Source organism: Acetivibrio clariflavus DSM 19732 (assembly GCF_000237085.1).
GTDB classification, from domain to species: domain Bacteria; phylum Bacillota; class Clostridia; order Acetivibrionales; family Acetivibrionaceae; genus Acetivibrio; species Acetivibrio clariflavus.
This window is the reverse complement of record NC_016627.1, coordinates 494,363-520,807: the sequence shown is the minus strand read 5'-3', so window position 1 is coordinate 520,807 and position 26,445 is coordinate 494,363. Positions and strand designations below refer to the sequence as shown.

General features: G+C 36.6%; 18 protein-coding genes and 3 pseudogenes. 8 read left to right on the top strand and 13 right to left on the bottom strand.

The annotated features are described in order from the left end of the window. Positions 1–107: 107 nt before the first annotated feature. On the bottom strand, positions 108–587 hold the full coding sequence (locus CLOCL_RS02230; RefSeq protein ID WP_014253815.1) for an LURP-one-related/scramblase family protein: 480 nt from the start codon (positions 585–587) through the stop codon (positions 108–110). Between the two features lie 291 nt (positions 588–878). Between CLOCL_RS02230 and CLOCL_RS02225 the strand changes: the two genes are divergently transcribed. The 7 genes from CLOCL_RS02225 to CLOCL_RS02195 all read left to right on the top strand — a co-directional run bounded on the left by CLOCL_RS02225 (position 879) and on the right by CLOCL_RS02195 (position 6,752). After that, positions 879–1,784 (top strand): hypothetical protein, encoded by a 906-nt coding sequence (locus tag CLOCL_RS02225; protein ID WP_014253814.1) that lies wholly within the window; start codon positions 879–881, stop codon positions 1,782–1,784. Between the two features lie 36 nt (positions 1,785–1,820). Further along, positions 1,821–2,354, top strand: a complete 534-nt coding sequence (locus tag CLOCL_RS02220; protein ID WP_014253813.1) for a flavodoxin domain-containing protein — start codon at positions 1,821–1,823, stop codon at positions 2,352–2,354. 123 nt (positions 2,355–2,477) lie between these two features. Next, positions 2,478–3,194: an ABC transporter ATP-binding protein gene (locus tag CLOCL_RS02215; RefSeq protein WP_014253812.1), complete on the top strand. Its 717-nt coding sequence runs from the start codon at positions 2,478–2,480 to the stop codon at positions 3,192–3,194. Positions 3,195–3,209: 15 nt separating this feature from the next. After that, positions 3,210–3,959: an ABC transporter permease gene (locus CLOCL_RS02210; RefSeq protein ID WP_014253811.1), complete on the top strand. Its 750-nt coding sequence runs from the start codon at positions 3,210–3,212 to the stop codon at positions 3,957–3,959. 40 nt (positions 3,960–3,999) lie between these two features. Then, the gene (locus CLOCL_RS02205; protein ID WP_014253810.1) at positions 4,000–5,472 is read left to right on the top strand and encodes a HAMP domain-containing sensor histidine kinase; all 1,473 of its coding nucleotides are present in this window, start codon (positions 4,000–4,002) and stop codon (positions 5,470–5,472) included. Continuing rightward, the gene (locus CLOCL_RS02200; RefSeq protein WP_014253809.1) at positions 5,447–6,139 is read left to right on the top strand and encodes a response regulator transcription factor; all 693 of its coding nucleotides are present in this window, start codon (positions 5,447–5,449) and stop codon (positions 6,137–6,139) included. Before CLOCL_RS02205 ends, CLOCL_RS02200 begins: the two co-directional genes overlap by 26 nt. A gap of 229 nt (positions 6,140–6,368) precedes the next feature. Then, a complete protein-coding gene (locus tag CLOCL_RS02195; protein ID WP_027622469.1) occupies positions 6,369–6,752 on the top strand; it encodes a hypothetical protein in 384 nt (127 codons plus the stop codon). A gap of 100 nt (positions 6,753–6,852) precedes the next feature. Here the strand turns inward: CLOCL_RS02195 and ltrA are convergent. Together ltrA and CLOCL_RS21935 are read right to left on the bottom strand one after the other, a co-directional pair. Then, positions 6,853–8,122, bottom strand: a pseudogene (gene ltrA, locus CLOCL_RS23900) (group II intron reverse transcriptase/maturase). A gap of 151 nt (positions 8,123–8,273) precedes the next feature. Continuing rightward, positions 8,274–8,444, bottom strand: coding sequence for a hypothetical protein (locus CLOCL_RS21935; RefSeq protein ID WP_157834879.1), 171 nt, complete (start codon positions 8,442–8,444; stop codon positions 8,274–8,276). A gap of 620 nt (positions 8,445–9,064) precedes the next feature. Here CLOCL_RS21935 and CLOCL_RS22910 point away from each other — a divergent pair. Continuing rightward, positions 9,065–10,780, top strand: a pseudogene (locus CLOCL_RS22910) (ATP-binding protein). 242 nt (positions 10,781–11,022) lie between these two features. On the opposite strand, the gene CLOCL_RS02180 reads toward CLOCL_RS22910, so the two are convergent. The 10 genes and pseudogenes from CLOCL_RS02180 to CLOCL_RS02135 all read right to left on the bottom strand — a co-directional run bounded on the left by CLOCL_RS02180 (position 11,023) and on the right by CLOCL_RS02135 (position 26,311). Further along, complete coding sequence (locus CLOCL_RS02180) at positions 11,023–12,252, bottom strand: IS256 family transposase (RefSeq protein WP_014253808.1); 1,230 nt, start codon at positions 12,250–12,252, stop codon at positions 11,023–11,025. A 550-nt stretch (positions 12,253–12,802) separates the two neighbouring features. Then, positions 12,803–13,385 (bottom strand): annotated as a pseudogene (locus CLOCL_RS02175) (transposase); the annotation flags it as partial. 220 nt (positions 13,386–13,605) lie between these two features. Further along, entirely contained in the window at positions 13,606–16,419 is a 2,814-nt protein-coding gene (locus CLOCL_RS02170; RefSeq protein WP_014253807.1) for a VWA domain-containing protein, read from the bottom strand. After that, positions 16,409–18,229 (bottom strand): vWA domain-containing protein, encoded by a 1,821-nt coding sequence (locus CLOCL_RS02165; protein WP_014253806.1) that lies wholly within the window; start codon positions 18,227–18,229, stop codon positions 16,409–16,411. The genes CLOCL_RS02170 and CLOCL_RS02165 overlap by 11 nt, the downstream gene beginning before the upstream one ends. Then, complete coding sequence (locus tag CLOCL_RS02160) at positions 18,226–19,092, bottom strand: DUF58 domain-containing protein (RefSeq protein ID WP_041715385.1); 867 nt, start codon at positions 19,090–19,092, stop codon at positions 18,226–18,228. Before CLOCL_RS02160 ends, CLOCL_RS02165 begins: the two co-directional genes overlap by 4 nt. A 20-nt stretch (positions 19,093–19,112) precedes the next feature. After that, positions 19,113–20,096: an AAA family ATPase gene (locus tag CLOCL_RS02155; RefSeq protein ID WP_014253804.1), complete on the bottom strand. Its 984-nt coding sequence runs from the start codon at positions 20,094–20,096 to the stop codon at positions 19,113–19,115. A 93-nt stretch (positions 20,097–20,189) separates the two neighbouring features. Next, positions 20,190–21,935, bottom strand: a complete 1,746-nt coding sequence (locus tag CLOCL_RS02150) for a 2-hydroxyacyl-CoA dehydratase family protein (protein ID WP_014253803.1) — start codon at positions 21,933–21,935, stop codon at positions 20,190–20,192. A gap of 48 nt (positions 21,936–21,983) precedes the next feature. After that, complete coding sequence (locus tag CLOCL_RS20845) at positions 21,984–22,841, bottom strand: ABC transporter permease (protein ID WP_014253802.1); 858 nt, start codon at positions 22,839–22,841, stop codon at positions 21,984–21,986. Further along, positions 22,831–23,763: an ABC transporter ATP-binding protein gene (locus CLOCL_RS02140; RefSeq protein WP_014253801.1), complete on the bottom strand. Its 933-nt coding sequence runs from the start codon at positions 23,761–23,763 to the stop codon at positions 22,831–22,833. The genes CLOCL_RS20845 and CLOCL_RS02140 overlap by 11 nt, the downstream gene beginning before the upstream one ends. Next, on the bottom strand, positions 23,750–26,311 hold the full coding sequence (locus tag CLOCL_RS02135; protein WP_014253800.1) for a hypothetical protein: 2,562 nt from the start codon (positions 26,309–26,311) through the stop codon (positions 23,750–23,752). Before CLOCL_RS02135 ends, CLOCL_RS02140 begins: the two co-directional genes overlap by 14 nt. Positions 26,312–26,445 lie beyond the last annotated feature (134 nt).

Genomic DNA, 26,445 nt, shown 5'->3' with positions numbered 1-26,445 from the left:
ATAAATATTCATTTTCAATGACCTGAACTCCCGGATTTTCCATATTCGGGAGTTTTGACTTTTCTCAAAACCTTTAATACATTTTCACTGTCGCTAAGCTATCCGAGCTATTTGTCATCGTCATGGCATACCATGTCAATTACAATAACTAAGGCAAATACTAAAACTCTGTCCTCATCCTCATCAACCTCAACACCATAGGTATCCGTAAGGGAAAAGAACTTTTTGGATACCTGCCCGATTAATTTTCTATCATTGAATATCTTGAAATCATAGGCAATAAAATCTCCCTCAACGTAGTAATTAGCCTTATTACTCACAATTTCAAAGTCATTCTTAAACAGCGCAAACTTTTTCTTTATATGTGCAACCATTTCACCGTTAATATAAATATTATACTGGGGCATAAACTTAAAAAGCTGCTGCTCGATATAACAAACCTCATTTCCATCAAGGTCAAAAATTCTAAGTTTTTTTCCAATGGACAAGAGCTGGCTCTTTACAATGAATACATCCCTATCCTCTTCATCTCTTATTGTAAACTTATCTCCCAACGAAAACATCTTTTGCCTAATCTTATACTTCATAAATACTCACTCCATTTTTTTAATATAAAATTTACAAGCCAATACTTATCCTTTGCTCTGTAATTTTCCTTTATTTATAATGCCCATTACCCGCTAAATAATTTTTCCTACAATTAAACAACAATCTTAAGAATAATATAGCACTCTTAGCAGCGATATTCAATTTATTCTATAGTTAATACTTTTTTAATATTTTTTCATTTTTATTTAATCCTTCTTTCACTGCGGTTTTATTTTCGGTTGCTAGTATAAAAATGCAAAAACAAATTAAATTATAAGGAGGTAAAAAAAATGAACAAAAATTTATTGAGAACATGCATAGGCTTAGTGATTGGAGGTTCGCTTCTGATAGGTTCTGCAGCAATGAGTATAGCATCGGGTCCGACAGGGTACGAAGCCCTCAAAGCTGCAATAAAAAATTCCAACAAAATTGAAAACGCAACCTATCAAATATCCGGCTCATTAACGGACAACAACAGGGAACTCATAAAATTGAGCTCGGAAATTAAAGTTCAACAGGAAGGTTTAAGCAGCGGAAAAGTCTTTATCGATACCGATGCTTTTGAAAGAAACTATATTTTTTCAGTAGAAGATAACATTCTAATTCTCAAACATGACGCTTCGGATGTGTATAACAAAATAACACATTCGGAAAAAGAGTATGAGACAAAAAGGAATCGGCAAAAAAATCAAAATATAAATCCCAAAACGGAAGCAATCTTAGAGAACATTCTGGACACACTGGTTGGGGATCTGAAAAATCAAGTAACCGTAACAGATATTGAAAATGATAAAAAACATATTTCCATCGATTTAGACAAAAATGAAATTCCCTCTCTATTAAATCTAATGATGAACTTAAGTCAAAATGAGGAAAGTAATATTGAAATGGAAGCAGACAACATGATAAGTGAAGTTTTTGGTATTTCCCTTAAGGACATTGATTTGCCGAAGCTTACAGACAATATACAGCCAGAAAAAATAAAGGCAGATTTTATAGTTGATAAAGACAATATAATAAATCAAATAAATTTTGAGCTTGAAGTTAGCGGCAATGATGCACAAAACAATATCCACAATCGGAAATTAAAAATCAGTTTTGATATTTCAAACATTAACTCCACCACTGCAGATATTATAGAACTTGACGGAAAACAAGTAAAAGAAATATCCGCAAAAGAACTTGACTGCAAGTAAAATTTAATTTTAGTGAAATCCAGGGAGGTTGTATAGATGTCAGATATAGTTGTTGTTTACAAATCAAAATACGGATATTCCGAAAAATATGCCAAATGGATTTCAGACGCTTTATCTGCCGATATTTTCAGAACAAATCAAATAAAACCCGACAAACTGAAATCGTACTCCAATATTATATATTGTGGAGGGCTATATGCCGGCAACATCCTTGGATTTCCACTAATTAAGAAAAACTATTCCGAACTCCGCAATAAAAAATTAATCATAGCAGCTGTCGGTGCGACTCTTAAAAACGATGAGGCAAAAGAAGAACTTAAAAATAAAAATTTAACCGATGAAATGAAAAATAAAGTACACTTTTTTGTCCTGAGAGGCGGCCTGGATTATAAGAAACTTACTGCCTTAGATCGCCTATTGATGTACCTGATGTATAAATATATTAAGAAAAAAGATCCGGAAAAGCTTGATAATGATTCCAAAGGCTTTTTGGAGACTTACGGAAAGACAGTAGATTTCACCGATAAAAAAGCAATTGTTCCTATAATCGAGCTTGCCAAAAAGCAATAAGCCAAATAATTGCTGCAAGCAGTCTGCAATGTGAAATTTTGGGTCTATCGATTTTCATGATAAAAATACAGCTTGCAAGACCGGTAAAAATGCTTTATGCAAGCTGTCGGAAAGGATGAAAATATGGAAAAAGTATTGGAAGTAAAATCTCTTAAGAAAATATATAAAAATGGCAGAGGTGTCAGCAATATAAGTTTTGATATATATAAAGGTGAAATAATAGGCCTCCTTGGATCAAACGGTTCAGGTAAAACAACCGTAATGAAGGCAATAACAGGGCTGATCAGAGCTAATGAAGGAACAGTTAAAATTTGCGGCAAGGATATCTCGGATAATTTTGAAGAGGCAATAAAAAATGTCGGATGCCTGATAGAAAAACCTTCACTAATAGGAAATTTGAGCTGTTATAACAATCTCAAGTTTATATCAGGTTACTACGAGAACGTAGATATTGCCAGAATTGACGAAGTTCTTCATATAACAGGACTTACCACCTACAAGAATGAAAAGGTAAAAACTTTTTCCCTGGGTATGAAGCAAAGACTTGCAATTGCAATGGCTATTTACCAAAAACCCCAGCTGGTAATCCTTGATGAGCCAGCTAACGGTCTTGATATAGAAGGCTCAAAGGAACTGAGAAAAATTGTATCCCTTCTTGCAAAAGAGTATATGATAAGCTTTTTAATTTCCAGCCATCAAATTTATGAAGTTGAAATGCTCTGCGACAAAATACTTATACTTCAAAACGGAAAAATGATTGATGTTTGCAATGTAGAAAGCGTAAAAGATATGGGGCTGTCGCTGGAAGATTATTTTATCGAAAAAATCAAGCCTGCGTAAGGAGGAAAATAAAAAATGCATACTCTATTGACTAGTACAAAAACTGAAACCTTCAAGATATTCTCAAACAAAAAGTTTGTTGTGTTGTTTTTTATCTCAGTATTTATATCCCTATTTGCTTCATCAGTCAATCTGATAAGCACTAGAAAACTGGGAGGCCCCCTGATAAATAACGCAACTATTCCGGCTTTTGTCTTAAACTTTATGTTTTCACTGTTTCTTCCATTGTTTACAATTATGCTGACTAGTGACTTGTTTTCGGGCGAAATTTCCGACAAATCAATTATTATGTCATTAGTAAGGCCAATAACGCGCAATAAGCTCTATGTTTCCAAAATACTTGCAATAGGCACAAGTCTTTTCGTTCTTTTGCTCGGTACTTTCGTAATCACAGAAATTACAAGTTTCATCGGCGGTAATATCAGTTACTGTTTAGAAAAACTTCCTTTTTATATTATGGCATATGTTTCTGCCGTTGTCCCAATAATTCTTCTAGCTATAATTACCGCTTTCTTTTCCCAATTTACCAGAAGCGGCAGTTTGACCGTTATAATTATGATATGTACTTCAGTACTTATATCAGCATTAACGATTATTTTCCCGGAAGTAACACCCTTTATGCCCACAACATACCTATCCTGGCACCAAAATTTTTACAGCAGTTTGAATTTTACAAAAATCATCAATGAACTGCTATATATTCTGGCATATGGTATAATATTTATGTTTGCAGGTTCTTACCTGTTTTACCAAAAGGATATATAGTATAAAAACTCTTTTACGTAAAAATTCGGAGGATATTATAATGTCTATAAGATTTAAGTTGATACTGTCCAACATATTAATGATAATAATTCCACTTATTTTTTCAATTGTCCTTGCCGTTTTCCTGATAGGGATTAACCTTGAAAAATCCGGACTTAGACAGTATAACTCGGATGAAATAACTGACAGTGAGGTTCAACAAGCTTTTAAAGAACTAGTATCCGTTTTAAACGATGCCCTCAACCATCCCGATAAGTTCGAAGACTTAGAATATCTAAAAAACATTGATAACAAATTGAAGTCAATGAATCTCGGTTTCTGCTTTGCAATAGACAACAACATCTATTATTTATCAGACAATATTGATCGGCTAAAATTTCAGAAACATATAATTTTAAATGCAGATAAAAATGAAACGGAACAGGAAAACACTTTCGGTTCTCTAGGCTATATAAATTACAAATTCGAGCTGTCGGACGGAAAAAAAGGTGTAATATATGTTTTTTTTGATAAAAGCCCGTTGGAAAAATTTCTAGCTGGCTTTATAACCGATTTTCTGCGCTGTTTTTTGATAATAGTACTGCTCACCAATGGCTTACTGACCCTTGCTGTGTCTTCAAGCATTATCAGGCCGCTGAAAAAACTTAAATACGGCGCCGAACAAATAAAAGAAGGCAATTTATCCTTTGTAATAGATGAAAAATCCAGTGATGAAGTGGGAGAAGTCTGCCGTGCTTTCGAAGAGATGCGGCAAAGGCTTAAAGCTGCTTTAGAACAGCAAATCAAATATGACGAAGAACGCAATGAATTTATAGCAAGCATTACCCATGATTTAAAAACTCCCATAACATCTATCAAATGCCATATAGACGGTTTAAGGGATGGAGTTGCCAATACCCCTGAAAAAATAGATAAATATACCGACATCATCTACAAAAAGGTACTGGATATGGACCGATTGATAAATGACCTTACCTTTTATTCCAATCAAAATTTAAAAAAGATACCCTTTAACTTTTCCAAACTTAATCTAAAAGCATTTATTGAAGATATGGTTGATGAATATAAGTTTCAATTGGATAAAATCGGAATAAATATGGAATATGAATACAATTTACCCGACAGCACGCAAGTTAAAGCCGATTCGGAAAAATTAAAGAGAGTGTTTTCGAACATAATTGAAAACTCAATTAAATACATGGATAAGGAAAACGGAGAGATTAAAATAGATGTTAAAGACAGGCAAAATAAAGTCTTGATAGGTATACACGACAACGGCGAGGGAATAAAACAGGAATATCTTCCGAATATCTTTAACAGATTTTACAGGGCTGACCCTTCAAGAAACACATCAAAGGGTGGCAGCGGCTTGGGTCTTGCCATCGCAAGGCAGATAATTGAAGAACATGGCGGAAAAATCTATGCAGAAAGTAAATACGGATACGGAACCAGCATATATTTTGAATTAGAAAAGGTGGGTATGGAAAATGAAAAAAAGGATACTGATAATTGAAGATGAGGTATCTATAGCAGAACTTCAAAGGGATTATCTTGAAATAAACGGATATGACGTCGATATAGAAAAGACGGGCGATAAAGGACTGGCCCGGGCATTGAAGGAAGATTTTGATCTGATAATTTTAGATTTGATGCTTCCCAATATAGACGGTTTTGAAATATGCCGCAGATTAAGGGAGTCTAAAAATATTCCCATACTTATGGTATCGGCCCGCAAGGAAGATATTGACAAAATCAGAGGTTTAGGGCTAGGTGCCGATGACTACATAACCAAACCTTTCAGTCCGAACGAACTTGTAGCAAGAGTTACAGCACACATCTCACGCTATGAAAGACTTGTGGGTAGCAATGAGAAAAAATCAAAAACTATTGCCGTCAGAAACCTTGTAATAGACAAAGATGCTCGGAGAGTATGGGTAGAAGGTCAGGAAGTTACCTTAACCACCAAGGAGTTTGATTTGCTTCTCTTCTTAGCAGAAAATCCAAACAGAGTTTTTTCAAGGGAAGAGCTATTTGATAGAATCTGGAATATGGATGCTGTCGGCGATGTTTCCACCGTGACGGTGCATATCAAAAAAATAAGGGAAAAAATTGAGTTAGACAGTTCAAAACCCCAATATATTGAAACCATATGGGGTATCGGCTATAGGTTTAAAGTATAGCGGCTTAAGTTTATTAAGTTTTGATTCTCAATATAGATTATTATTCTTCTAGAATTATAGACATAATGGTAATTATTAGATAATATTATGTTAGCAAATTATACAATTGTTTGCTTTATTGGCTCAAGTGGAGATTACAAATGAAAGCAAAAATCTTAAATAAAAAGACGCTTCTGTCAGCTATAACCTTATTAGTTATTAGTGTTTTTTGGAAGTAGTGTTATTTTATTTGCACAGCAATAAAAGCAAAGAACAGCAATTTATTTTGGAAACGCAAAGCGAAGAAGATGAGTACCAAAAAGTCTTTGACATAAAGCTTCAAGAGCTGATTGATTACTGTGCAAATGATCCTAAAATTGGATTCAGCAGCTACAACAGTCCCCTTCTTGAAACAGAAAAATATAAAGAAATAGAGAATCTCGGAATAGAATATTTACCGTATATGTTAGACTACATAGAAAAGAACCCTGGCAGATATGCAAATGCTTTAATTTTTGCAGTTCATAAAATTGCAAAAACCTATGTTAAAGATGATTATGCAAGTCGCGATGAGTGGATAGTTCTATGGAAAAATTATGTAAAATCAACACCCCAAAAAGTTAGTGTAGAGTAGATTGGTGGGAAAGTTTGTTTCTCACCTTCCCCTTCATCAAACTGTGCATGCGATTCTCACGCACACAGCTTCCCGATATTCTTCTTCCTTCAGCATTTGTCTAAACAGCAAGTTTTTGGAGTCCGTTTTCGCAAATAACTTTACGAACCTTTGAGATGCCAGCAAACCATCTTTTATTCTGTGTTTTGTAGTTATACCATAATGTAAATCTCTTTATGATATACCAGTCAATCTTGTTTAGCTGCTTCCCTGCATTCTTTAACCCATAATAATTTCTCATTCCTATGATTTTCGGATTTAAAATTTCTATTATTTTCTGCATATCCAGCAGCAACGTTGCCCTGCTGGCAAATGCACTTTTGATATTATTCCTCATTTTTGGCATGGCCTTTCTTGATGGAAATTGATTTGTTTCGTTAAATTTCTGTCCCTTTGATGTTTCTGGCACCTTCCTCCTATGATGAAAACCCAGAAAATCAAACCCTTCATTCCCATTCCACATACTGACCAGCTTTATTTTGTCCGGATGCAGTTCTAACTCCAGCCTTTCTATTATTGACTTCACAGCCTTCAGCGCATGCTCCACCTCCTTCTTTGTTCTGCAGATAATTACGAAATCGTCACAGTATCTTATAAGCTTGCAAAGTTGTTTGTAACACATCTCCCATTTTAAGTCGAAATAATGCAGATAGATATTTGCCAAAAGTAGTGATATTACTCAGCCTTGCAGACTCCCTATCTCACTCTCTGTGTACTCTCCATCTTCCATAATTCCCACTTTTAGCTATTTCCAGACCATTTTGAGTATCCTTCTGTCCGATATCCTCTGCTTCATCATCAGCATTAGCTTTTCATGGTTTATGTTATTGAAATACCCTTTTATGTCGGCATCTACCACCCACCAGCCTTTCCTGTTCGTGTCCTTGCGGACTCTATCCAGTGCCTGGTGCGCATTTCTCTTTGGCCTGAACCCATAGGAGCAGTCAAGAAAATCTGCTTCAAACACAGGTTCAATCACTAGTTTTACTGCCATCTGTACTACTCTGCCCTTTATGTTAGGTATTCCTAATGGCCTTTTCTCCCCATTCCCTTTGGGTATATAGGTTCTCCTCACTGGCTTGGGATGGTATTTTCCTTCTATCAGTTCTTGTTGTATCTCCTGCACGAACTTATCTACTCCATATTCCTCAACATCAGCTATTTCAATACGGTCAATACCTCCTGCTCCACCATTTAGCTTTCACCCTTCTCCATGCTTCTATTAGTATATCCTTTCGGTATACCTTGTTATAGAGAGCATGGAACCTTCTCTTGCTGTTTGACTTGGCTGCAAGGTATAGTTTCCTTTGAAGTTGTAGAACTTTTCCTATGGTGTTGTTAGCCTTTTTGGTATTTACTCGCTCTTACTTACATCGGATAACTTGAATAAAGCAGAGCCCCTTTTCCTCATTACAGTTTTATTGTCTGTAGTATCATCAGTAATATGGGCTCCTCCGACTCCTTCTTTGCAAGTCCACAATTTCACTTCTTCAGCTTATAAGTGTCTTCTTTACAGCTTACACTGTGCAAAGTAGGATCTCTCCCGTTCCGAACCACACTTTCAATAAATAACGTTTCCAATACACCGGGGGATTCTTCGATGGTGCAATCCAAGTTCTTCCCATCTTCCGTGGTCTTCGCCCAATTTACCAAAGCTCGACTTCCCCTTTTTACTCTGTAAGCCAGAGACCATTTTGACGATGCCGCAGAATTCACTTGATGTTACGGTCTGCATTTTCGCTCGCCCTGCTGTTTAGGCAGGTACTTTATCCTCCCGCTCAGCACCTCACATTACCGTGACGCACCGGGATTAGCTAACGGGCTTCTTGGAAATTACCCGTGCCAGACTTTCACCGGCAAGTGTGGTCCAGCTTCGCTGGACGCACACAAAATGAAAAGAGGTGGAATAATCACATAATACCGTATTACAAATAATGAATTGCCAAATTAAATCAAACTTATCTAAAAATTTATCAAAACTTGCAATTGTATATGATACAAAAGTAATTTAGAGTTATACTCCCCAAACTCTAAAAATTTAAAATAATTTGCTGAAAAATTCTATATAAACTCATTTAAACTTACTGTATTTTGTATATTAATTACATTTTTCAGTATGTGTTTCTTGCTCCCATTATAAAGCTATAGTATAAAATTTTGTAATAATAAAAGGATTTTTGTACTTTTATGTGGAATTTCATAACTTATATTGAATTTTCATTCAATAAGAAGTATAAATAGGGAGGGTTATACATGAAACTAAAAAAATAATATTGGAAAATTTCAGAGGATACAATAAGGCGGAAATTAATTTTGATGATAATATGAATGTAATAATTGGGAGAAATGACATAGGAAAATCAACAATTCTAGAAGCACTAGAGTTGTTTATTAATGGTGAAGACAGAGATTGTCAAATAAAAATTGACCCAGACGACTGTAATATATTGTCAGAAAATAAAAAGATTATTATCGGAGCATGTTTTAAAATTAGGAAAGATGAGCAAATTGTAATTGATAGTACAAATCCCACTAATTTATCTGAAGAATATCTCTTAAACAGCGAGGGGCTATTGGAAATTCATAAAGTCTATGATTGCTCGAAACAAAAAATTAATAAAACAGATATCAAAACATACATAATTGCTAATTATCCATCAGTTTTTGAAAAGCCATTAGTCACAATGAAAATAACAGAATTAAAAAAGAAACTAGATGAATTAAAAGATAGTATAGATAATTATAATTCTATTGATAAAACTAAAAGTGCAGAAATTCGGAAAGCTATATACAAAGTATCAGATGTACAAGACAAAGTTTTAACTTATATCGATATTAACGCAAGTGATGATACCAAAAACGTATAGATTAGTATTAAAAAGAACTTGCCATTTTATTTCTTATTTCAATCTGATAGACCCAATACAGATGAAGATTCAGAAGTCCAAAATCCACTTAAAATAGCAACTAAAAATGCATTATCAAAAGTCCAAGAATATCTTGATAAAGTAAAAAGCGAAGTAGAAAAAGAAGTAATGAAAATAGGGCAAGAAACTATTGAGAAATTGAAAGAATTCGATAAAGAAATCGCAACAAACTTAAAAACTAAACTTGACTTAAAAGGATGGGATAGCATTTTTTCTTTTTCTCTTGTTGGAGATGATAATATACCATTAAACAAAAGAGGTAGTGGTATTAGAAGGCTGATTCTTCTGAGCTATTTCAGAGCAGAAGCAGAAAAGCTCATTAAAGATGCACCTTCAAACGATGTCATATATGCTATTGAAGAGCCTGAAACTTCTCAGCACCCCAACTACCAGAAAATGTTAATCGAAACATTGTTAGAAATGTCTAGTAATGAAAGACATCAAATAATTATTACAACACATACACCAGAAATCGCTAAGATGGTTAACAAAGAACATCTAATATTTATTAGAAGAAATGATAAAAATGAGCCTTTTATTGAACAAGATGAAAATGCAAAAATAAAAGGCATTATTGATACTCTTGGTGTTTTACCTACAGCTATTTCTAAACTTGTGATTTGCGTTGAAGGTGAAAATGATATTAATTTTTTAATTAATATTAATCAAAATATTGAAGAGTTTAAAAATATAATAGATTTAAAAAAAGAAAATATTTCTATAATTCCAATGAAAGGTAGTAATTTGATAACATGGGTCAATAAAAATTATCTTAAAGATTCAAATGTAATAGAGTTTCACTTATACGACAATGATAAAGAAGAGTATTGCAAGCTAATAAGAGATATATGTTCTGCAAATGACAGAAGACGTTATGGACTTAATACATCCATGTTAGAAATGGAAAACTATATTCACCCTAGTCTAATAAAAGAGGAATTTAATATAGAATTTAGCGAGGACTTATCTAGTTGGAAAAAACATGACGTTCCTCAGTTTCTAAAAGATAGAGTAAAGTTAGAAATTTCTGATGTATCGATAGTGTCTTGTCAAGTGGTGTAAATTGTTTTCTACTATGTTTCTTTAATTTCCGCTAATGTGGTTGTCAAGGGCCCAAACCGGGCTTTTCCTTGACAACCACATTCCGCCATGCTCTCTTTATTGTGCCGAGGGATGAGGGGAAGAAGCAAGTTACATTTACCTCATCCTCCGCAATTTTCCAGTGTAGCATGGCGGACACTGCCTAAGGCCATTTAAGTGTAGTAAAAATAGCCTCGGGATTCAGCTAAAAAAGCAAGCTAACTTTATTTGTGCAATAATGCCTCTGGGGCCAAACTATATGTCCCAATTGCAGGCTTTACCAACTTATTCATTGATTCTTTACTAAAGTACCTTCGACCAATTTGCCATTCCTCGTGCTGCTCTATTAATATTGATCCAACCAATCTTATTACTGATTCACGATTTGGAAATATACTTACCACGTCAGTTCTTCGCCGTATTTCCCTGTTTAGTCTTTCTAATGGATTCGTGGAATGTAGCTGTGCCCAATGTTCTCGCGGAAACTCCATATACTGCAACACATTCTCACATCCATTTTCCAAGACTTCCATTGCTTTCGGAAATCTTCCCTTTAACTGTTCTACAACTGTATATAATTGATTCTTAGCTGTTTTCTGGTCCGGTGCTGCAAATACTGTTCTTACTATTGCTGATACCATACCTTGCTGTTTCCGTGGCACCTGACTTAATACATTCCTCATAAAATGCACTCGACACCTTTGCCACGAACAACCTCCTAAAACTTCTGAAATCGCCTTTTTTAACCCTTCGTGAGAATCACTAATAACAAGTTGGACTCCATGTAATCCACGATTTACAAGTCGGCGTAAAAACTCTGTCCAGAATGGCCCGCTTTCTGTAAGTCCAACATCAAAACCCAAAATCTCACGTTCACCATTTTCATTAACACCTACTGCTACAACCAATGCCATGTTTTCTACATGTCCACCTTCCCGTACTTTTGGAAATGTTGCATCCAACCACAAATATGGATATTTAATTGTTAATTTACGGTTTACAAATTGAGTAACATATTCATCAAGTTCTTGGCTTATGCGTGATACTTTACTTTTATCAATACCTTCCATACCAAGTGCCTGAACTAATTCATCCACTTTTCGGGTGCTTATACCATGGACATATGCTTCCTGAACAACATTAACAAGTGCTTTTTCCCACATACGCCTAGGCTCTAGAAAACTTGGGAAATAGGTTCCCTCACGAAGTTTAGGTATTTTTAAATCAATGGTACCAAGACGGGTATTATATGGTCTGATTCTGACACCATTCCTTTGATTATTTCTTTCTTCTGTACGTTCATACTTATCTGCACCAATTTTTGCAGTCACTTCAGCTTCCATCAACTTATTTAGTATTAAAGCCATCAGATCTCTCATGAAATCTCCATCTTTTACATGTCCATAATACTTGAAAATTTCTTCGATTAGTGGCATTATATCTTTTGTAGCCATGATATGACCTCCTCTACTTTTGTTTGGCTAACATAGTAGAAAACCATATCGTGGCTTTATTTTCAAGGGACAATATTTTCCAGTAATTTTAAGTCATCAATTTTACACTACTACTTAAGACTATAACGATGTATCAGAACGTGAAAAACGAATAAAACAAATATTAAACTGCAAAGTAACTAAAAAGATTACAAAACAGCACTTAGTAGAACTTGGTGTTTTTGATGAAGTTGAAAGCTGGTTCCGTAAAATAAAAGAGCTATATGAAGCATAAAAACTATTAGTTAATGACTGTAAAACAAAAATAGAAATATTCCTTTTGGTAAAAACTGAGAATAGGAAAAGCTTTAAAAGAGGCTGTTGAAAATTTTGTGTATAAAAGAATAAAAATTCTCCTTCTTGGTGGTGTGTGAAACTTTTTCTGTAAATTGACTTTCTATGATAATTTTTTAATGGGCTCGTAAGTCAGATTTTGGCTTACAAGCCCTTGGTTATAATATAGTGAAAAGCAAATGGTATGTAAAGAGCACCATTGTAAAAGGGCATTTATTCACTCTTGACTGGCCATTTTCTTTTTGCTATGGTAATCTCCCTTATTCACGATAGATAACTCCCAATAGTCCTTACTCCAGTTCCTTATAGGCAGTGTTCACTATTTTGCAACTTCGAATGTTACTAAATACAAAGCTTTTAAAAGTGAAGTATCACTTGGAAATACACTTCTTTTGATGTTTAGACGGCGGTACGTACTATTTAGTCTCTCTATTGCGTTGGTAGTATAAATAACCTTTCGAACATCTGCCGAAAACTTAAACATTGGGCTGATTACATCCCCATTTAATGTCTAGTTCTTCATGGCATTAGGATAATTCTCTTGCCACTTCTCTGTGACTGCCTTCATTTGCTCGTATCCTGCTTCTTCTGACGGTGCTTGATAGATACTCTTTAAATCAGCTGAAAATGCCTTTTTGTCCTTTTCCGCTACATACTTTAATGTAAACCTGGTGTACAATACAATGCTAGTACTCTGTCTGAGGATAGGCCACTGCTATTGATTCCTTTATTCCTGTTATTCCATCTGCACACAGGTTAAGGATATCTTTTACTCCTCGATTATTTAGTTCATTTAATAATCAAAACCAACTTATGTCAATAATTATTTTCACATTATAAAAATATACCTTTTTTATAATAAGAATAAAATCAACTCGCCTTTTTTGTATATGTGAAATTTATTTTTCCAAATTCAATAATATATATATATTAAGAAAAAAGACTATTCTGATAACCTTCATGCTTTCAATATTCGATATTATAAATATAAACGATAATAGATTATTTAAAAAATTCAAATCATCTTTTACGGTTACGTTGCTTAGCTAAAATCTTGGAAATATCCGAATCCGTTTCATTCTTCTTTGAAACCTCTTTTATCATATCCTTCTTAGCAACCTTTATTTCATTATCCTGCTTTACTTTAACAACAGGTTTTTGAATTTTCTCCTCAACCTTTTCAGTCTTTAGCTGTTTAGCAACACTCTTTCTTTCCCGTTTAAACTGCTTTACCAGCATACCTGCCACAGCTTCACTTTTTTCAGCAATCTTGCTCACTACAGGCTCCAGCTTTTCAAAAGGTATATTTAGTCTTCGAAGAGCAATATCCAACATAAGGAGAATTATTACCAAAATCAGCAGAGGGTTGGTCATATCGTTTATTGCCACAGTTTGCTTAAGCTGCCCTGAGAAAACTTCCTCCGGTTTGCTTAAAATCCTGCCCCCGCCTTCTACAGCAAGCTTTTCCAAAAGATTCCCATCACTCTTGCCGATTCTGTCATATTCCGGGGAATAGGGAATTATTATACCGGAATTTATATTCTTTACCGTTTCACCATTGCTGTTAACACTTACATTGGCAATATACACGCCGGTTTCATCGCCCGTAAAACTGCCCCTGTAAACTCCGGGGGATATCGGTTCAAGCTTTACTATCTCTTCTTTCCCGCCAGGGCTCACTATTGTAGCTTCAACCGTCTCATTTTCCAGTCTCTCATCGGCGGGCAGAGTCAACTCCAAATTGCCTTTGCCATTTATAATACCGCCGGTTAAACTGTAATCATCTTTGACCTTCTTTTGAATAAGCCATGAAATAAGATTTTTCCAAAATCTTGGGGACTGTTCCCATTGCATCCAGCTTGAAGTCCACATCCCCTTTGCATCGGAAGTCCATGCCGCCGTTCTTCCTAAACCATACTGCCATGTAGCAAGTATGGGATCATCCTGATCGCTTGAAAATATTACCCTTGCTGTACTCTTTGCCGATGTGCCCACATACCCGTCCAGTGAAGGTATGGACTCTATTTCGCTAAGTATGGGTGAGTAAGCTGTAAGCTTTGGTGTAAAAGTTCTGTTGTTTAAATAGGATTTTCCTGCAAGGAATGTCTCCTTGGCAAATATTTTGGGAATGTCGGTAAATTCATCGGTGGCATAAAACCTTCCACCTCCTCCCGCGGCCAAAGCTTTAAGAAGCAATGTATCTGCCTCGCTCCCAACAGCAACAGTGGAAAGAGTTATTTTTGCTTCCCGGATTTTGTTCACCAATTCGCTATAGCCCGTTCTTTCGGCCTGACCGTCGGTAAGAAGTATGATATGTTTCAATTTGGTGTCGGCATCTTTCAATGAAAGATATGCCTCCTCAAGAGCAGGCAGTATGCTTGTTCCTCCATCAGCTCTTATTGTTCCGATATCATCCTGTATCGATTTAAGATTATCGGCTTTCTTTGTTTTCACCACCCACTTATAGGCACTATCAAAAGCTAAAACGCCTACCATATCATTGCTTTTTAATGCTTCGGTGGCACGTATGGCAGCTTCCTTTGCCAGTTCCACCTTGGAAACTCCATACTGACCATCTGCCATACTGCCGGATTTGTCTATCACCATTACCAGTCCTAGGTTTGGATCTTCTTCCTTTGTCTTAATATCCATATTTACCGGCAGCACCTTTTCCAGTACCGTCTTATAATATCCGCCCAAAGCATAACTGTCGCTTCCGCCGGTTACTAAAAGCCCTTTTCCCAAATGCCTTATACAAATTTCAAGATTGTCTAAAAATTTATCATCCACTTTTTCAGCCGATACATTGGACATAATAAATCCGTCATATTTTTGAAGTTCCTCCATGGTAACAGGAACATTTTCCGGTCTGATTATCTGAACTTCTGCGTCAGTTTCCATTATTTTTGCCAGCTCGGTACCTCCCTCGTCCTTGTCGTGGATTACCAATATTCTGGCTTTGTCTTCAATGTAGCTGAAAGAGGACATCTTGTTATTTTGACTTAGGGTGTCATCTTCTGCCACAATCTCAGCAGAATAGGTCACAACTCCACCTTTAAGGGCTGTATCCGAGAACACAAAATTATTGTCCCCTTCTTGAATATCTATACTTATTTCATTTGCCAATTCCCTGTCCTTGTAAAGCTTCAATTTCCCTGTAGTCTTCACATTGCTGCTTATTTTTACTGAAACTTCAAACTTATCGTTAAGCCTTAAAGTCTCAGGAACATCAATTTTCTTTATCAGCACCTCGTCTCCAATTTCATTGCCAACAGGATAAACATCGAGACTTATGCCCTGACCGGCCAATGCTTTAACTGCTTTTTGAGCATCCCCTGCATTTTCCTCGCCATCGCTTATCAATACAATTCTCTTTCTGTCTTCTGCCGGAATTAATGCAGCAGCATTCTTTAAGGCCTGCTCAATATCTGTAAACTTGCCGTTTATCTCTGTCTGAATTGATGTAAAATTAATATTTTCCGAAGGAATAGCTTCCACTGCTGTATTAGTTCCGAAATTAACAACAGCAACTTTGTCTGAAGATTTCTTACTCTTAATAGCCTTCCTTATAAAGTCCTCTGCTGCTTTTCTTGAATTTGCGGCACTGTCAGAGCTATCAACCACAAAAACGGTTGTGGCGCTGTCTGAAGTCTTTTTCAATCCGAATCCTGAAATACAAAGTATCAGTAATATGGCAACAACAACCCTTAAAGCTACAATTAAACGTCTTCTCCACGCTGCAAGGCGGAACAGGCGTTTTGCTCTGAAGAGTACAAAAGCAACAACTATCGGTATTAACAGCAATAACAAAGGATAATTAAATCTAAACACCATTTGTGTAAACCCACCATTCTATCAGTAAAACTATTACTATTAGCCATAATATTATGGGCTGAAGGTTCATCCCAGTTTTTACAGGCTTTTGCTCATCTTCCGCCTGTGACTGAGGATTTCCACCACCATTTTCGACATTCTCAATTTGAGCAAGATTGGATTCGCTCTGAGAGGGTACATTAACTGTAAAATAAAACTTTTGCTCACCCTCAATGCTTTTCTGTACTAAAGTATACAATCCAGGTTCATCAGTTTTTTCAAAAATCTTTACCGGAAACGGCGGCGCTATCTGTATCTTTTCGCCTGAAGGAGTTACCACAAAAGCCTCCTGTGTATTCAGCCCGATATTAAACTCAATGCCTTCACCGGCATAGACGTTTTGGGCATTATTTACGAATTCAGGCAGCAACCAGTCAAAGGAATTGGCCATAATAATAGGAAATGCAGGCGTAAGTGGAAGATCGGTGTTATGAACATCAAATCCGAATACAATAATCCTTCTGTTGTCATATATTCCGCTAAAGGCTGCACATCCGCCATCAATATCTAAAATCTCCCTGCCCCATTCCGGTACTTTCAAAGTTTTGGTCTTTCCTATGGAAAAGTCAAACCCCTCCACATACCGGAATATGTTTTCGTCCATTCCTTTGATTGCCGGATACTCAATGGAATCGATTATATCGAACAAATCATTCTCATTAGGATTAAATACCATTATATTTCCGTCATCGGGTAGTTTCTTAGGCAAAAAGCCGTCAAAAATATATAAGTCATAACCTTTCCATTCATCACTGCTTTCATATCCCGTTTTGTACAATTCAATCCCGTTATACAAGCCGGCAACTTTTTCTATAAAGACATTACCTTCCGTTACAAGCAAAACTTTATTTTCCTTTGTATCGTTCACCGCATTCCAGGCCCTATTATCCATAGCTAAAGAATCTTCAACGTCAATTCTTGTTTCAATAAGAGAGGTATCGGGTGAAATTCCGTTCCAATAAACATTTACCGTTTCACCCTTTTTGATATCCACATTTTTTGCATCGAAAACGTTTTTATCCACATATAAACTCACAGGAACAATGGCATCCCGGGTAGTATAATTTGAAATCCTGCTAAGCACTGTAATACCTTTTTCTGTTTTTGTATGAGACATCATGGTTACAGCAAAGTTGTCGCCGTTGTTGGAAACCTTTGAAAATTCAACATCCACATCGGGTATATTTATAGGGCTGTCGCCAAATACAACCACCCTTGTCTGAGGATTCTGTTTTACAATAGACGATATTAAGCTTTCGGCCTCCTCTATGTCGGAAGCACTGTTTGAAGCTTTTAGTTTACTTAATTTATCAAGAAGCCGTGCCCTGTCACTGCTTAAGTTTTCTTCAATACTTACATTTTTTCCCATGTTTATAAGCGTAACTGCCGTTCCCGGTTTTAAATTGTTAATAAGTCTACTTGCCCTGTTTTTAGCCTCTTCAATTCTGCTTTCCCCCACATCGGTTGCTTTCATGCTCAAAGAAGTATCTATTACAACAATTACATGTGGAACATCATTGCCTAAAGCATTTAAAAAAGGTCTTGCTAGAGCAAAAACCAACAAGAGTGCAGCAATAATTTGGAGAATCATAAGCAGATTCTTTTTTAACTTCTGCCAGGGTGCATTTGCCTCCAAATCCTTTAATACTTCTTCCCACAAAAAAAGGCTTGAAACGGTGTAATCCATGTGTTTCTGCTTCAGAAGATAAAGTATGATAATTATGGGAACAGTAATAAGACCCAGAAATGCCCAGGGTGCATAAAAAGTCATACACTGCTCACCACCTTTCGAACCATCCTCTCAACAGGCAATGAGCTTTCCATAAATATATAGTTTACTCCGCGCTTTTTGCAAATTTCCTCAATATTGGTTATAAACCTTTTATATACCTTTTTATAGCTCTTTATGAGGTCCGGTGATGACGTAACATCCCTAAACTCACCCGATTCAATATCAATAAGTCTTAAACTCATGCCGTTCTCAGGCTCAACCTCCTGCGGAGCTAAAACATGGCATATATATATTTCCTGTTTTTTAAACTGAAGATAATTTATCATATCTAAAAGGTTTCCCTTGGTAAAAAGGTCGGAAATCACTATTGATATTCCTTTGCCGCTCTTTAGATTAAACTTTGCAATAGTATTGAATATATCCGTTGTTCCTGAATACTCGAGATTCTCCAGAAGATTTAAAATCTGAGTGAAGGAGTTCTTTCCCCTTAAGTCCGGTTTATATTTATCCACTGTATTATTCAGGCATACCAAAGATACCCTGTCATAACTTGAAAGGCTTATATAACTCAGAGCTGCCGCCAACCTTCTTGAAGCAATACCCTTATTAGGCTCACCCCAGTCCATCGATTTACTGTTATCCAAAAAAATATGGACAGGCGCCTCTCTCTCTTCCATAAACAGTTTAATGAAGAGCTTCTCAAACCTGCCATAGGCATTCCAGTCAATTCTCTTAAAATCATCTCCAATGGAATACTCCCGGTAGTCGGAAAACTCCACAGAACTACCCTTAGCCCTGGATTTTCTATTACCCGCGGCACCGTCAACAAGAGTTATTTTAGAGGTTATGACTAATTGCTCAAGTTTTTTTAAAAAATCACTATCAAAAAGCTGGCTTTTCAACTTATTTTTCACCTTTCTCCTTAACGCTCAATGCTATTTATTATCTCTGTAATAACGCTGTCGGTGGTTATGCCTTCCGACATTCCCTCAAAATTGAGGAAAAATCTGTGCCTTAGTGCGGGATAGGCAACATAATTAATATCCTCAAAGGCTACATTGTATCTTCCCTCTAATACGGCACGAATTTTGGCCGTTGAAACTATTGCCTGTGCTCCTCTCGGGCTGGAACCGAAACGTACATATTTTTTGGCTATTTCAGCCCCATATTCGCTTTCCGGATGAGTAGCAAGTACCAATTTGACCGCATACTCCAATACAGGCTTCGCAATTGGGATTTCCCTTGTAATTTGTCTTATGGCTAAAATCTCTTCTGCCGTTGTAACCCTTTCCAGATGCTCATCCTCTTTAGAAGTTGTCATGGATACTATATCCACCAGCTCCTTCAAAGAAGGGAACGGAACATTCAGTTTAAACAAAAATCTGTCCATCTGAGCTTCGGGAAGGGGATAGGTTCCCTCCATCTCAATGGGATTTTGAGTCGCCAGAACAAAGAAAGGCTGAGGAAGTGTATAAGTTGTATTACCGACAGTAACTGTCTTTTCCTGCATAGCTTCCAAAAGAGCACTTTGAGTTTTAGGTGTTGCTCTGTTTATCTCGTCAGCCAGCACAATATTACTGAATATGGGTCCTGGTTGGAATTTAAAACTTCCTCCCTTGTCGTCCGACTTTGTAATAATATTGGTACCGACTACATCGGCAGGCATCAAATCGGGTGTAAACTGAATCCTCGAAAACTGGAGATCCATTACTTTTCCCAAAGTTTTAACCAACCTGGTCTTACCTAAGCCCGGAACACCTTCCAAAAGTACATTTCCACCGGCAAATATTGAAATCAGCACCTGACGTATAAGATCCCTCTGTCCTACCATATGCTTGGCAACTTCTTTTTCTATTCTGCCTGCAGTATCTATAACGTTTTGTATATCCTTCTCATTAACCTCCATTGCAAACCTCCTGTTTCAGGTAATATCCATTGGCTTTGCAGCCCTGATTCTTATTCTCATATCCCCTATTTTGCTCTTATATCTTAAGTCACTCTATTCCAATACGCTAAAATAATCCCTTACCATATCCTTCATTCCGGATGGAATCTGTGCCTCCATAAGCCCCGACATCGCTTCATCCTTATACTGACTATATACTTCACTATACGGCACTTTACTGCTTTCCCCAAAAGGAATGCTTTTCACATCATTCCACTGACTCTGACCACCGTCATTTTTTGTGCCGTTAACCTTGGACGATTGCGAATCCCCTCCCAATCTGCTGGGGGCATATATGGATTCATACTTTTCTTCTTTTTTACTTCCGGGTTTTTTTGCACCACCCGACGATTCTCCATCTCTATATCCCGCATCAGCATTTGATGAACCTTCTCCTACTCCTCCACCGGCATTCTGACCGTTTTGACCTCCCTGGCCTCCTTGAACACCCTGACCGCTTTGATTTCCCTGGCCGCCTTTGCCTCCTTGGCCATTCTGTCCGCTTTGATTGCCTTGACTGCTTTGGCCATTTTGTGAAGATTGGTTCTCGCTGCCGTTCTGACTTCCCGACTGTCCTCCAGAGCCAGCTTGCGAACCTTGCTGGACGTTTCCGTTTTGACTTCCGCCCTGCTGTGAGCCGCTTGGAGCTACGCTCAACCTAATACCAGCCTGTTTTGCTACGGCATATTTCGAGTTGTCCAATAGTTCCGTCAACTGATCAATTGCCATATTTTCACTCTGCTGCAAGGCACTTAAGCTCTCTGTGCTGTTTTCAACGGATTTGGACAAGTCCATTGAAAAAGTGTCAAGATTATTTATAGCCGAGTTTATATTACCGGACTTTATGGCTTCAGAAAGTTCTGTCAGGTCTTCTTTAAGTTTCTCGTCAGTAATCTCCCCCGATGCTTCTTCCAGTTTTTCCGCAAGATTATTCAGCTCTTCCTTGTCTGCATTCTTAAGTTTCTCTTTCATCTCTTCAATTGCCTTATCTATTTTATCTGAATCTCCTTCTTTCAATGCCTCACTTAAGTCCTTCGACAAAGCATTGGCAGAAAGTTTTTCAGATATTTTTTCCAAGTCTTGACGCATAGTGCTGTTTTTCAATTTTTCCAACTCATGCTTAGCCTTTGACAAAGATTTCAGAGCATCCTCTTCATCCTTGGCCTGGTTTAATTCTTTTAACAGCTCATCAACTTTTTTGTTTATTTCCTCCAACTTTTTATCTGAGACCACTGAGGATTTTTTAATCTCCTTGCGTTTTTCGTCAATCTTCTCTGACTGACTTTTAGCCTCGTTAATTATATTCTCTTTAATTCCTGCTTTATCTTTGGCAGAAGTGGGAATCAGTGAGGTTACAAAAACCGTCGCCAATAGAGCAAAACCTATCAACATCTTCACTACCGGTACTTTCAAAGAATATAACTTTCTAAAATCCACACCGGATAATGCTTTTATGGCATCTTTTCTCTGCATTTCCACCAGGGTACCCTTTTCGTTCTGCAGTTGATATGCCGTTATCAGTCTTTCCTTCAATCCCAGTGAATCCGCCACTTGAAGCGTCTTTACAGTTTTAGGTCCCAAAAACAGCGAAACCACCAATGAAGTCGAAATAATAAAGGAGTATATTCCTATAAGTTTATCCTTAACAAAGGGAATAGGAAAAAACAATGCAGCAGTTGATACAGAAAACGATAAAATCCCTGCCAAAATAAACCCATAGGTCCAGCAAAGAAATGCATTGTTCAAATGCATCCTTCTTTTCAAGGGTCTAATGGCCATAAGTATTTCCCTAATATCCATATTTTCACCTTCTCCAGATTTCCCAACGGGTATTGCCGTGGAAACAACTTATTTAACCGGTTTTAGCTTCCATGCACTTATACTTATTAACAAAGCAGAAAACAATATATCAAACCCTAAATTAATCACCCATGATTTTATAACAGTATCAGCACCAAAATCACCCTTTGCAAGGATCACCAAAGCCCCAAATATAGAATTGTTAGTTGCCGTATTCTCTATAACGGTACCGAATCCGAAGAACGGATTGGCAAATAAAAATCCAGCCAACTGAGCAAAATCGGGTGAACTGCTAAATCGTTCGAAAAATAAGAAATATAGTCCCATTATTATATATGTGCCTATGGTTAAAAAGCCTATGGTTAAATAGGTCATTACAATTGCAACTATTGTCTTCTTAAATATCGTTGAATAGAATATACCCAAACTTCCAAGCATTAAAGCAGTTATTACATAATAGAAGAATAACAATATCAAATTTGGAATACCAACACCGCCAAACATAAATACGATACCCATAATAGGCAATGAAGCAGTAATAAGCAGCAATATGTGTGCAATGGACACAAATATTTTGCCTAATATAATTTTATAGGTGGGATAACTGGTGCATAAAAGAAGATCTAAAGTTTGCCGTTCCCTTTCACCGCTTATGGCACCGCCTGTAAGGATTGGAGTTACAAACAGCAGCAAAAACAGCTGAAACAAGGCAAGGGTATTAAAAGCATTTATTGCCACTCTGGGATTAAAACTTTGATAACCGTAGACAGACAATTGATCGTTTGCCAAAAAGTACAAATACATAACCAAGAGAAGAAACCCCAAATAAAATAGAATAAGTAAAGGAGCTCTCCACCCTCTCATGGTAGTTTTCAGTTCTTTCTCGATTACAGGATTAATTCTCATCTTCCTTTCCTCCTATCAAATGCATGAAAACAGATTCGAGGTTTCTATCAACCTCTGTAAAGGAAACAACAGGAATGTCATTTTTAATTGCAGTTTTCAAAATTTCAGCCATAACCTCATTGGTTCCGTCGAAATCTGCTTCCAGATAATCGTTGTGTACTTCTATACTTCCTATCGAAGGCTGTTCCTTTAACAGTTTCACAGCACCTTCCATATCACCCAATACTTTCATGCGAATCATCTTCTTTTGGGCAGCCTTCTGCATTATTTCTTCAACTGTGCCACTTACAACCATTTTCCCCTTCTCAATTATACCTATGGATGTACACAATTCAGCCAATTCAGGTAATATATGTGAACTGATAATTATAGTTTTCCCCAGATCCTTAAGTTCCTTAAGCACTTCCTTCATTTCAACTCTTGCTTTCGGATCTAAGCCTGAAGCCGGTTCATCAAGTATAAGCAGTTCAGGGTTGTGTATAAGGCTTCTTGCAAGGCAGAGCCTTTGCTTCATACCTCTTGACAGGTCATCCACATAAAAATCTTTTTTGTCAGTAAGATTAACAAGCTCCAAAAGTTCATCTATCAATTTAGGTCTCTGACTTTTTTCAATACCGTAAACTCCCGAATAAAAATCCAGATATTCAGTCACCTTAAGATCGTCGTACACCCCAAAAAAGTCGGGCATATATCCTATTTTATTTTTATAGGATGCCGGATATTTCAATATATCTATTCCGGCAACAACAACCGAACCGGACGTTGGTTTTAAAAGCCCGGCAATTATTTTCATTGTTGTTGTCTTTCCTGCTCCATTTGCCCCGACAAAGCCATATATTTCACCTTTCCCAATTTCAAGGGAAAGATTGTCTACTGCTCTGAATTTGCCGTAGGTTTTGACAAGATCATTAATTACCAGCATTTTTTCTCACCCCGCTTAAGCTAATCTCCGGCTTCCACACATATTCACTTCTTCCTACAGTCTCATCAATATTAACTACAATTTTTACCTTTATTATATTTTCATCATTTATATAATTCTTGGCTTCCTCTTCAGCCTCAAAAACATCGTCCATTTTCTCCCAATCGGATAAAGCATTGTTGTATATAAATAACTCATAGCTGGCACCAAATTGATCCTTAGGCAAAACTCCCTGACTATACATTTCTTTCATATATTCAGGCACTGCAGCAGACCAATCTATTGTAAATTTATCTACTGTCATATCCCTGGGAATCTCGAATCTATAAAACACTTCGGTGTCGGCATATATAGCCATACCTTCATTATACGCACCATAAAAATCTACATATTCCCCACCCTCAAACACAGGACCTATTATTCCTTTAGGTATATCATATCTTTTTCCTTCTTCAAAATACAAGTCATTAGTGGCAAATATCACATTAGCATCGTAAGTTTTTGGTTTTTTTCCGTTTATTTTTAATCCATAATCCACATTTTCAAAATTCAGCGCAACAAAAACTACTTTGGTATTCTTATAATTGTTATATAAAATGTTGTTATTCGAAAATCTATCAAAACTTTCCAGTGCATTCCTTCTTCTGCTCTGTTCTCTCCAATTCTTAGGCCAGTTATTGTAGGTATTAGATTGATCAAAATATTTGGAATCTAAATATGAATAAAGGCTCTTAGCAATATTTGTGTCATCCAATGAAAAAGTTATTTTTTTCTCTTCGTTGGGAAGAAGGTTTCCGACATCTACATAATTTTCACCAACAACTATAAAGGAATCTTCGAATGCAAAGCCTGTATCGTTCACCAGCTCAACAGAAACCTCTTTTCCATTTAAACTCACGCTTTTTATCAAATTTCCGCTATATTCCTGAACTTGACTGGTTTTCAGTATACTGGGTTCCCATAACGTCACATTGAATATTTCATGCCGCACAGGATCATTTGCATAAATCTTACTTTTTATCTGTGCCTTTTCATATTCCTCATCGGGAACGTTAAACCTATAGTCATAATAGTAGTCATTTTCCCGAAGGGTTTCAACTTTATAATCTTTAGAATATTCAATAACCATTTTTCCCGGCCTATTGTTAAATACTCCCGAGTAAGTCTGAATTTCTGCCTTTTTGCTATCGGAATTAAGATGTATTATAGAGTAATTGTTCATAACAGCTGATGTGTATCTGGTTCTAAGACCGGCTGCATATATTATTCCAAGGCATAGCACAGACAGCCCGGGAATAACAATCCAGCTATAATCCCTTTTATCTCTCCACTTCAAGATAATATACAATACTGGACCCACAATTATTATATATGCCAAAATGATTAATAACAGAGTTTTATATGGTGGAGTTTGATCTTCAGGAACCTGATGCACTACTGAAGTATACCGATAATAATCCCTATCTCTATATATATCAGTATTCACTGTTTGCATACTTTCATCCATCAGCCTTTTCCACATTTCGCTGCTGCTTGCCCACCCGGAGATAGGACTCATTGTGGGATCAAAAGCAATAAAAATTAATTTGCCTTGCTCTTTTTTATAAGATATTGCAAGAGGAGTAGTTTCATCCCCCATCAATATTTTACCGTCGCCTACATTTCCTGTCGATAAATCAACCAGCGCATCTGGCGCACTTCTCTCTGTAAATTTTTCAAGACTTTCTGCTATAGATTCCTTTTTACTGCCCGATATTTCAAAGGGTTTAAGATAATCACTAAGACCGGAATAAACTTTTTTTGCGTTGGTGCCTCCTGCAAGTATAAGCGTTTTTCCTTCATCCAGCCACTTTTCCACGGCCTTTATCTGTTTATCCGACAGAAGTGAAGTGTCATAATCGGCAATTATAATGCAATCAAAGGCTGCCAAACCGTTTATATCATCCGGTAAATTCTCCTCATTAAGCTGAATAATTTCAGCAGGACTTTCAATTACTGTTCCCATACTGTCATTATAGCTATTATTAACTACTATTTTTCCAATGTTATCAACCTGGTTTTGTTTAATTCTCAATCCGTTTAAAGTTCTAAGTTGGTTATATGCATCTCCCAATACACCTATCATAGGTGTCTCCGGTGGAAGAACTTTATTGAAGGAATATTCCTGCTCTTTAATAAGCCGACCATTGCTCTCAATCCTAATCTGAACTTTTCTGACAGCCGTAATTATCGGTACATTCAAAGTCAGCTTTTTGGTAGATCCCTCCGGTAGATCGAAGTTTATGGCATAAACCGCTTTACTTTGGGAAGCGGTATTAATTATAACCTGTGCCTCTCCGGAAAACCCCTCTCCCTTGTTCACAAGAGTTATATAAAAGGGTGCATCCGATCTTACTCTGACTGTATTTTCATACCCAGCTTCAACACTCATTTCCACACTTTCTGAGTTTGGCGCTGCCAAGGCAATAGATGAAAATTGCAGCAATACTGTTGCCACAATCAATAAGACACCCAAAAATACATTTTTTCGCCCCTTAAATTTAAACATCAAATCACCTCTAAATTAAATTAGACTGTCTAAAACAAAAAAAGTTTCAACCAGTTAGTTTTAATTAATCACAATATTTCCACTTTCTCCAATTGTAACAACAATTTATATTTTAGTAAACAGTATAATTATTA

Coding starts and splice junctions, on each gene's coding strand:
- CLOCL_RS02230 (WP_014253815.1), bottom strand. CDS start 587: ATGAAGTATAAGATTAGGCAAAAGATGTTTTCGTTGGGAGATAAGTTT.
- CLOCL_RS02225 (WP_014253814.1), top strand. CDS start 879: ATGAACAAAAATTTATTGAGAACATGCATAGGCTTAGTGATTGGAGGT.
- CLOCL_RS02220 (WP_014253813.1), top strand. CDS start 1,821: ATGTCAGATATAGTTGTTGTTTACAAATCAAAATACGGATATTCCGAA.
- CLOCL_RS02215 (WP_014253812.1), top strand. CDS start 2,478: ATGGAAAAAGTATTGGAAGTAAAATCTCTTAAGAAAATATATAAAAAT.
- CLOCL_RS02210 (WP_014253811.1), top strand. CDS start 3,210: ATGCATACTCTATTGACTAGTACAAAAACTGAAACCTTCAAGATATTC.
- CLOCL_RS02205 (WP_014253810.1), top strand. CDS start 4,000: ATGTCTATAAGATTTAAGTTGATACTGTCCAACATATTAATGATAATA.
- CLOCL_RS02200 (WP_014253809.1), top strand. CDS start 5,447: ATGAAAAAAAGGATACTGATAATTGAAGATGAGGTATCTATAGCAGAA.
- CLOCL_RS02180 (WP_014253808.1), bottom strand. CDS start 12,252: ATGGCTACAAAAGATATAATGCCACTAATCGAAGAAATTTTCAAGTAT.
- CLOCL_RS02170 (WP_014253807.1), bottom strand. CDS start 16,419: ATGGTGTTTAGATTTAATTATCCTTTGTTATTGCTGTTAATACCGATA.
- CLOCL_RS02165 (WP_014253806.1), bottom strand. CDS start 18,229: ATGACTTTTTATGCACCCTGGGCATTTCTGGGTCTTATTACTGTTCCC.
- CLOCL_RS02155 (WP_014253804.1), bottom strand. CDS start 20,096: ATGGAGGTTAATGAGAAGGATATACAAAACGTTATAGATACTGCAGGC.
- CLOCL_RS02150 (WP_014253803.1), bottom strand. CDS start 21,935: ATGGATATTAGGGAAATACTTATGGCCATTAGACCCTTGAAAAGAAGG.
- CLOCL_RS20845 (WP_014253802.1), bottom strand. CDS start 22,841: ATGAGAATTAATCCTGTAATCGAGAAAGAACTGAAAACTACCATGAGA.
- CLOCL_RS02140 (WP_014253801.1), bottom strand. CDS start 23,763: ATGCTGGTAATTAATGATCTTGTCAAAACCTACGGCAAATTCAGAGCA.
- CLOCL_RS02135 (WP_014253800.1), bottom strand. CDS start 26,311: ATGTTTAAATTTAAGGGGCGAAAAAATGTATTTTTGGGTGTCTTATTG.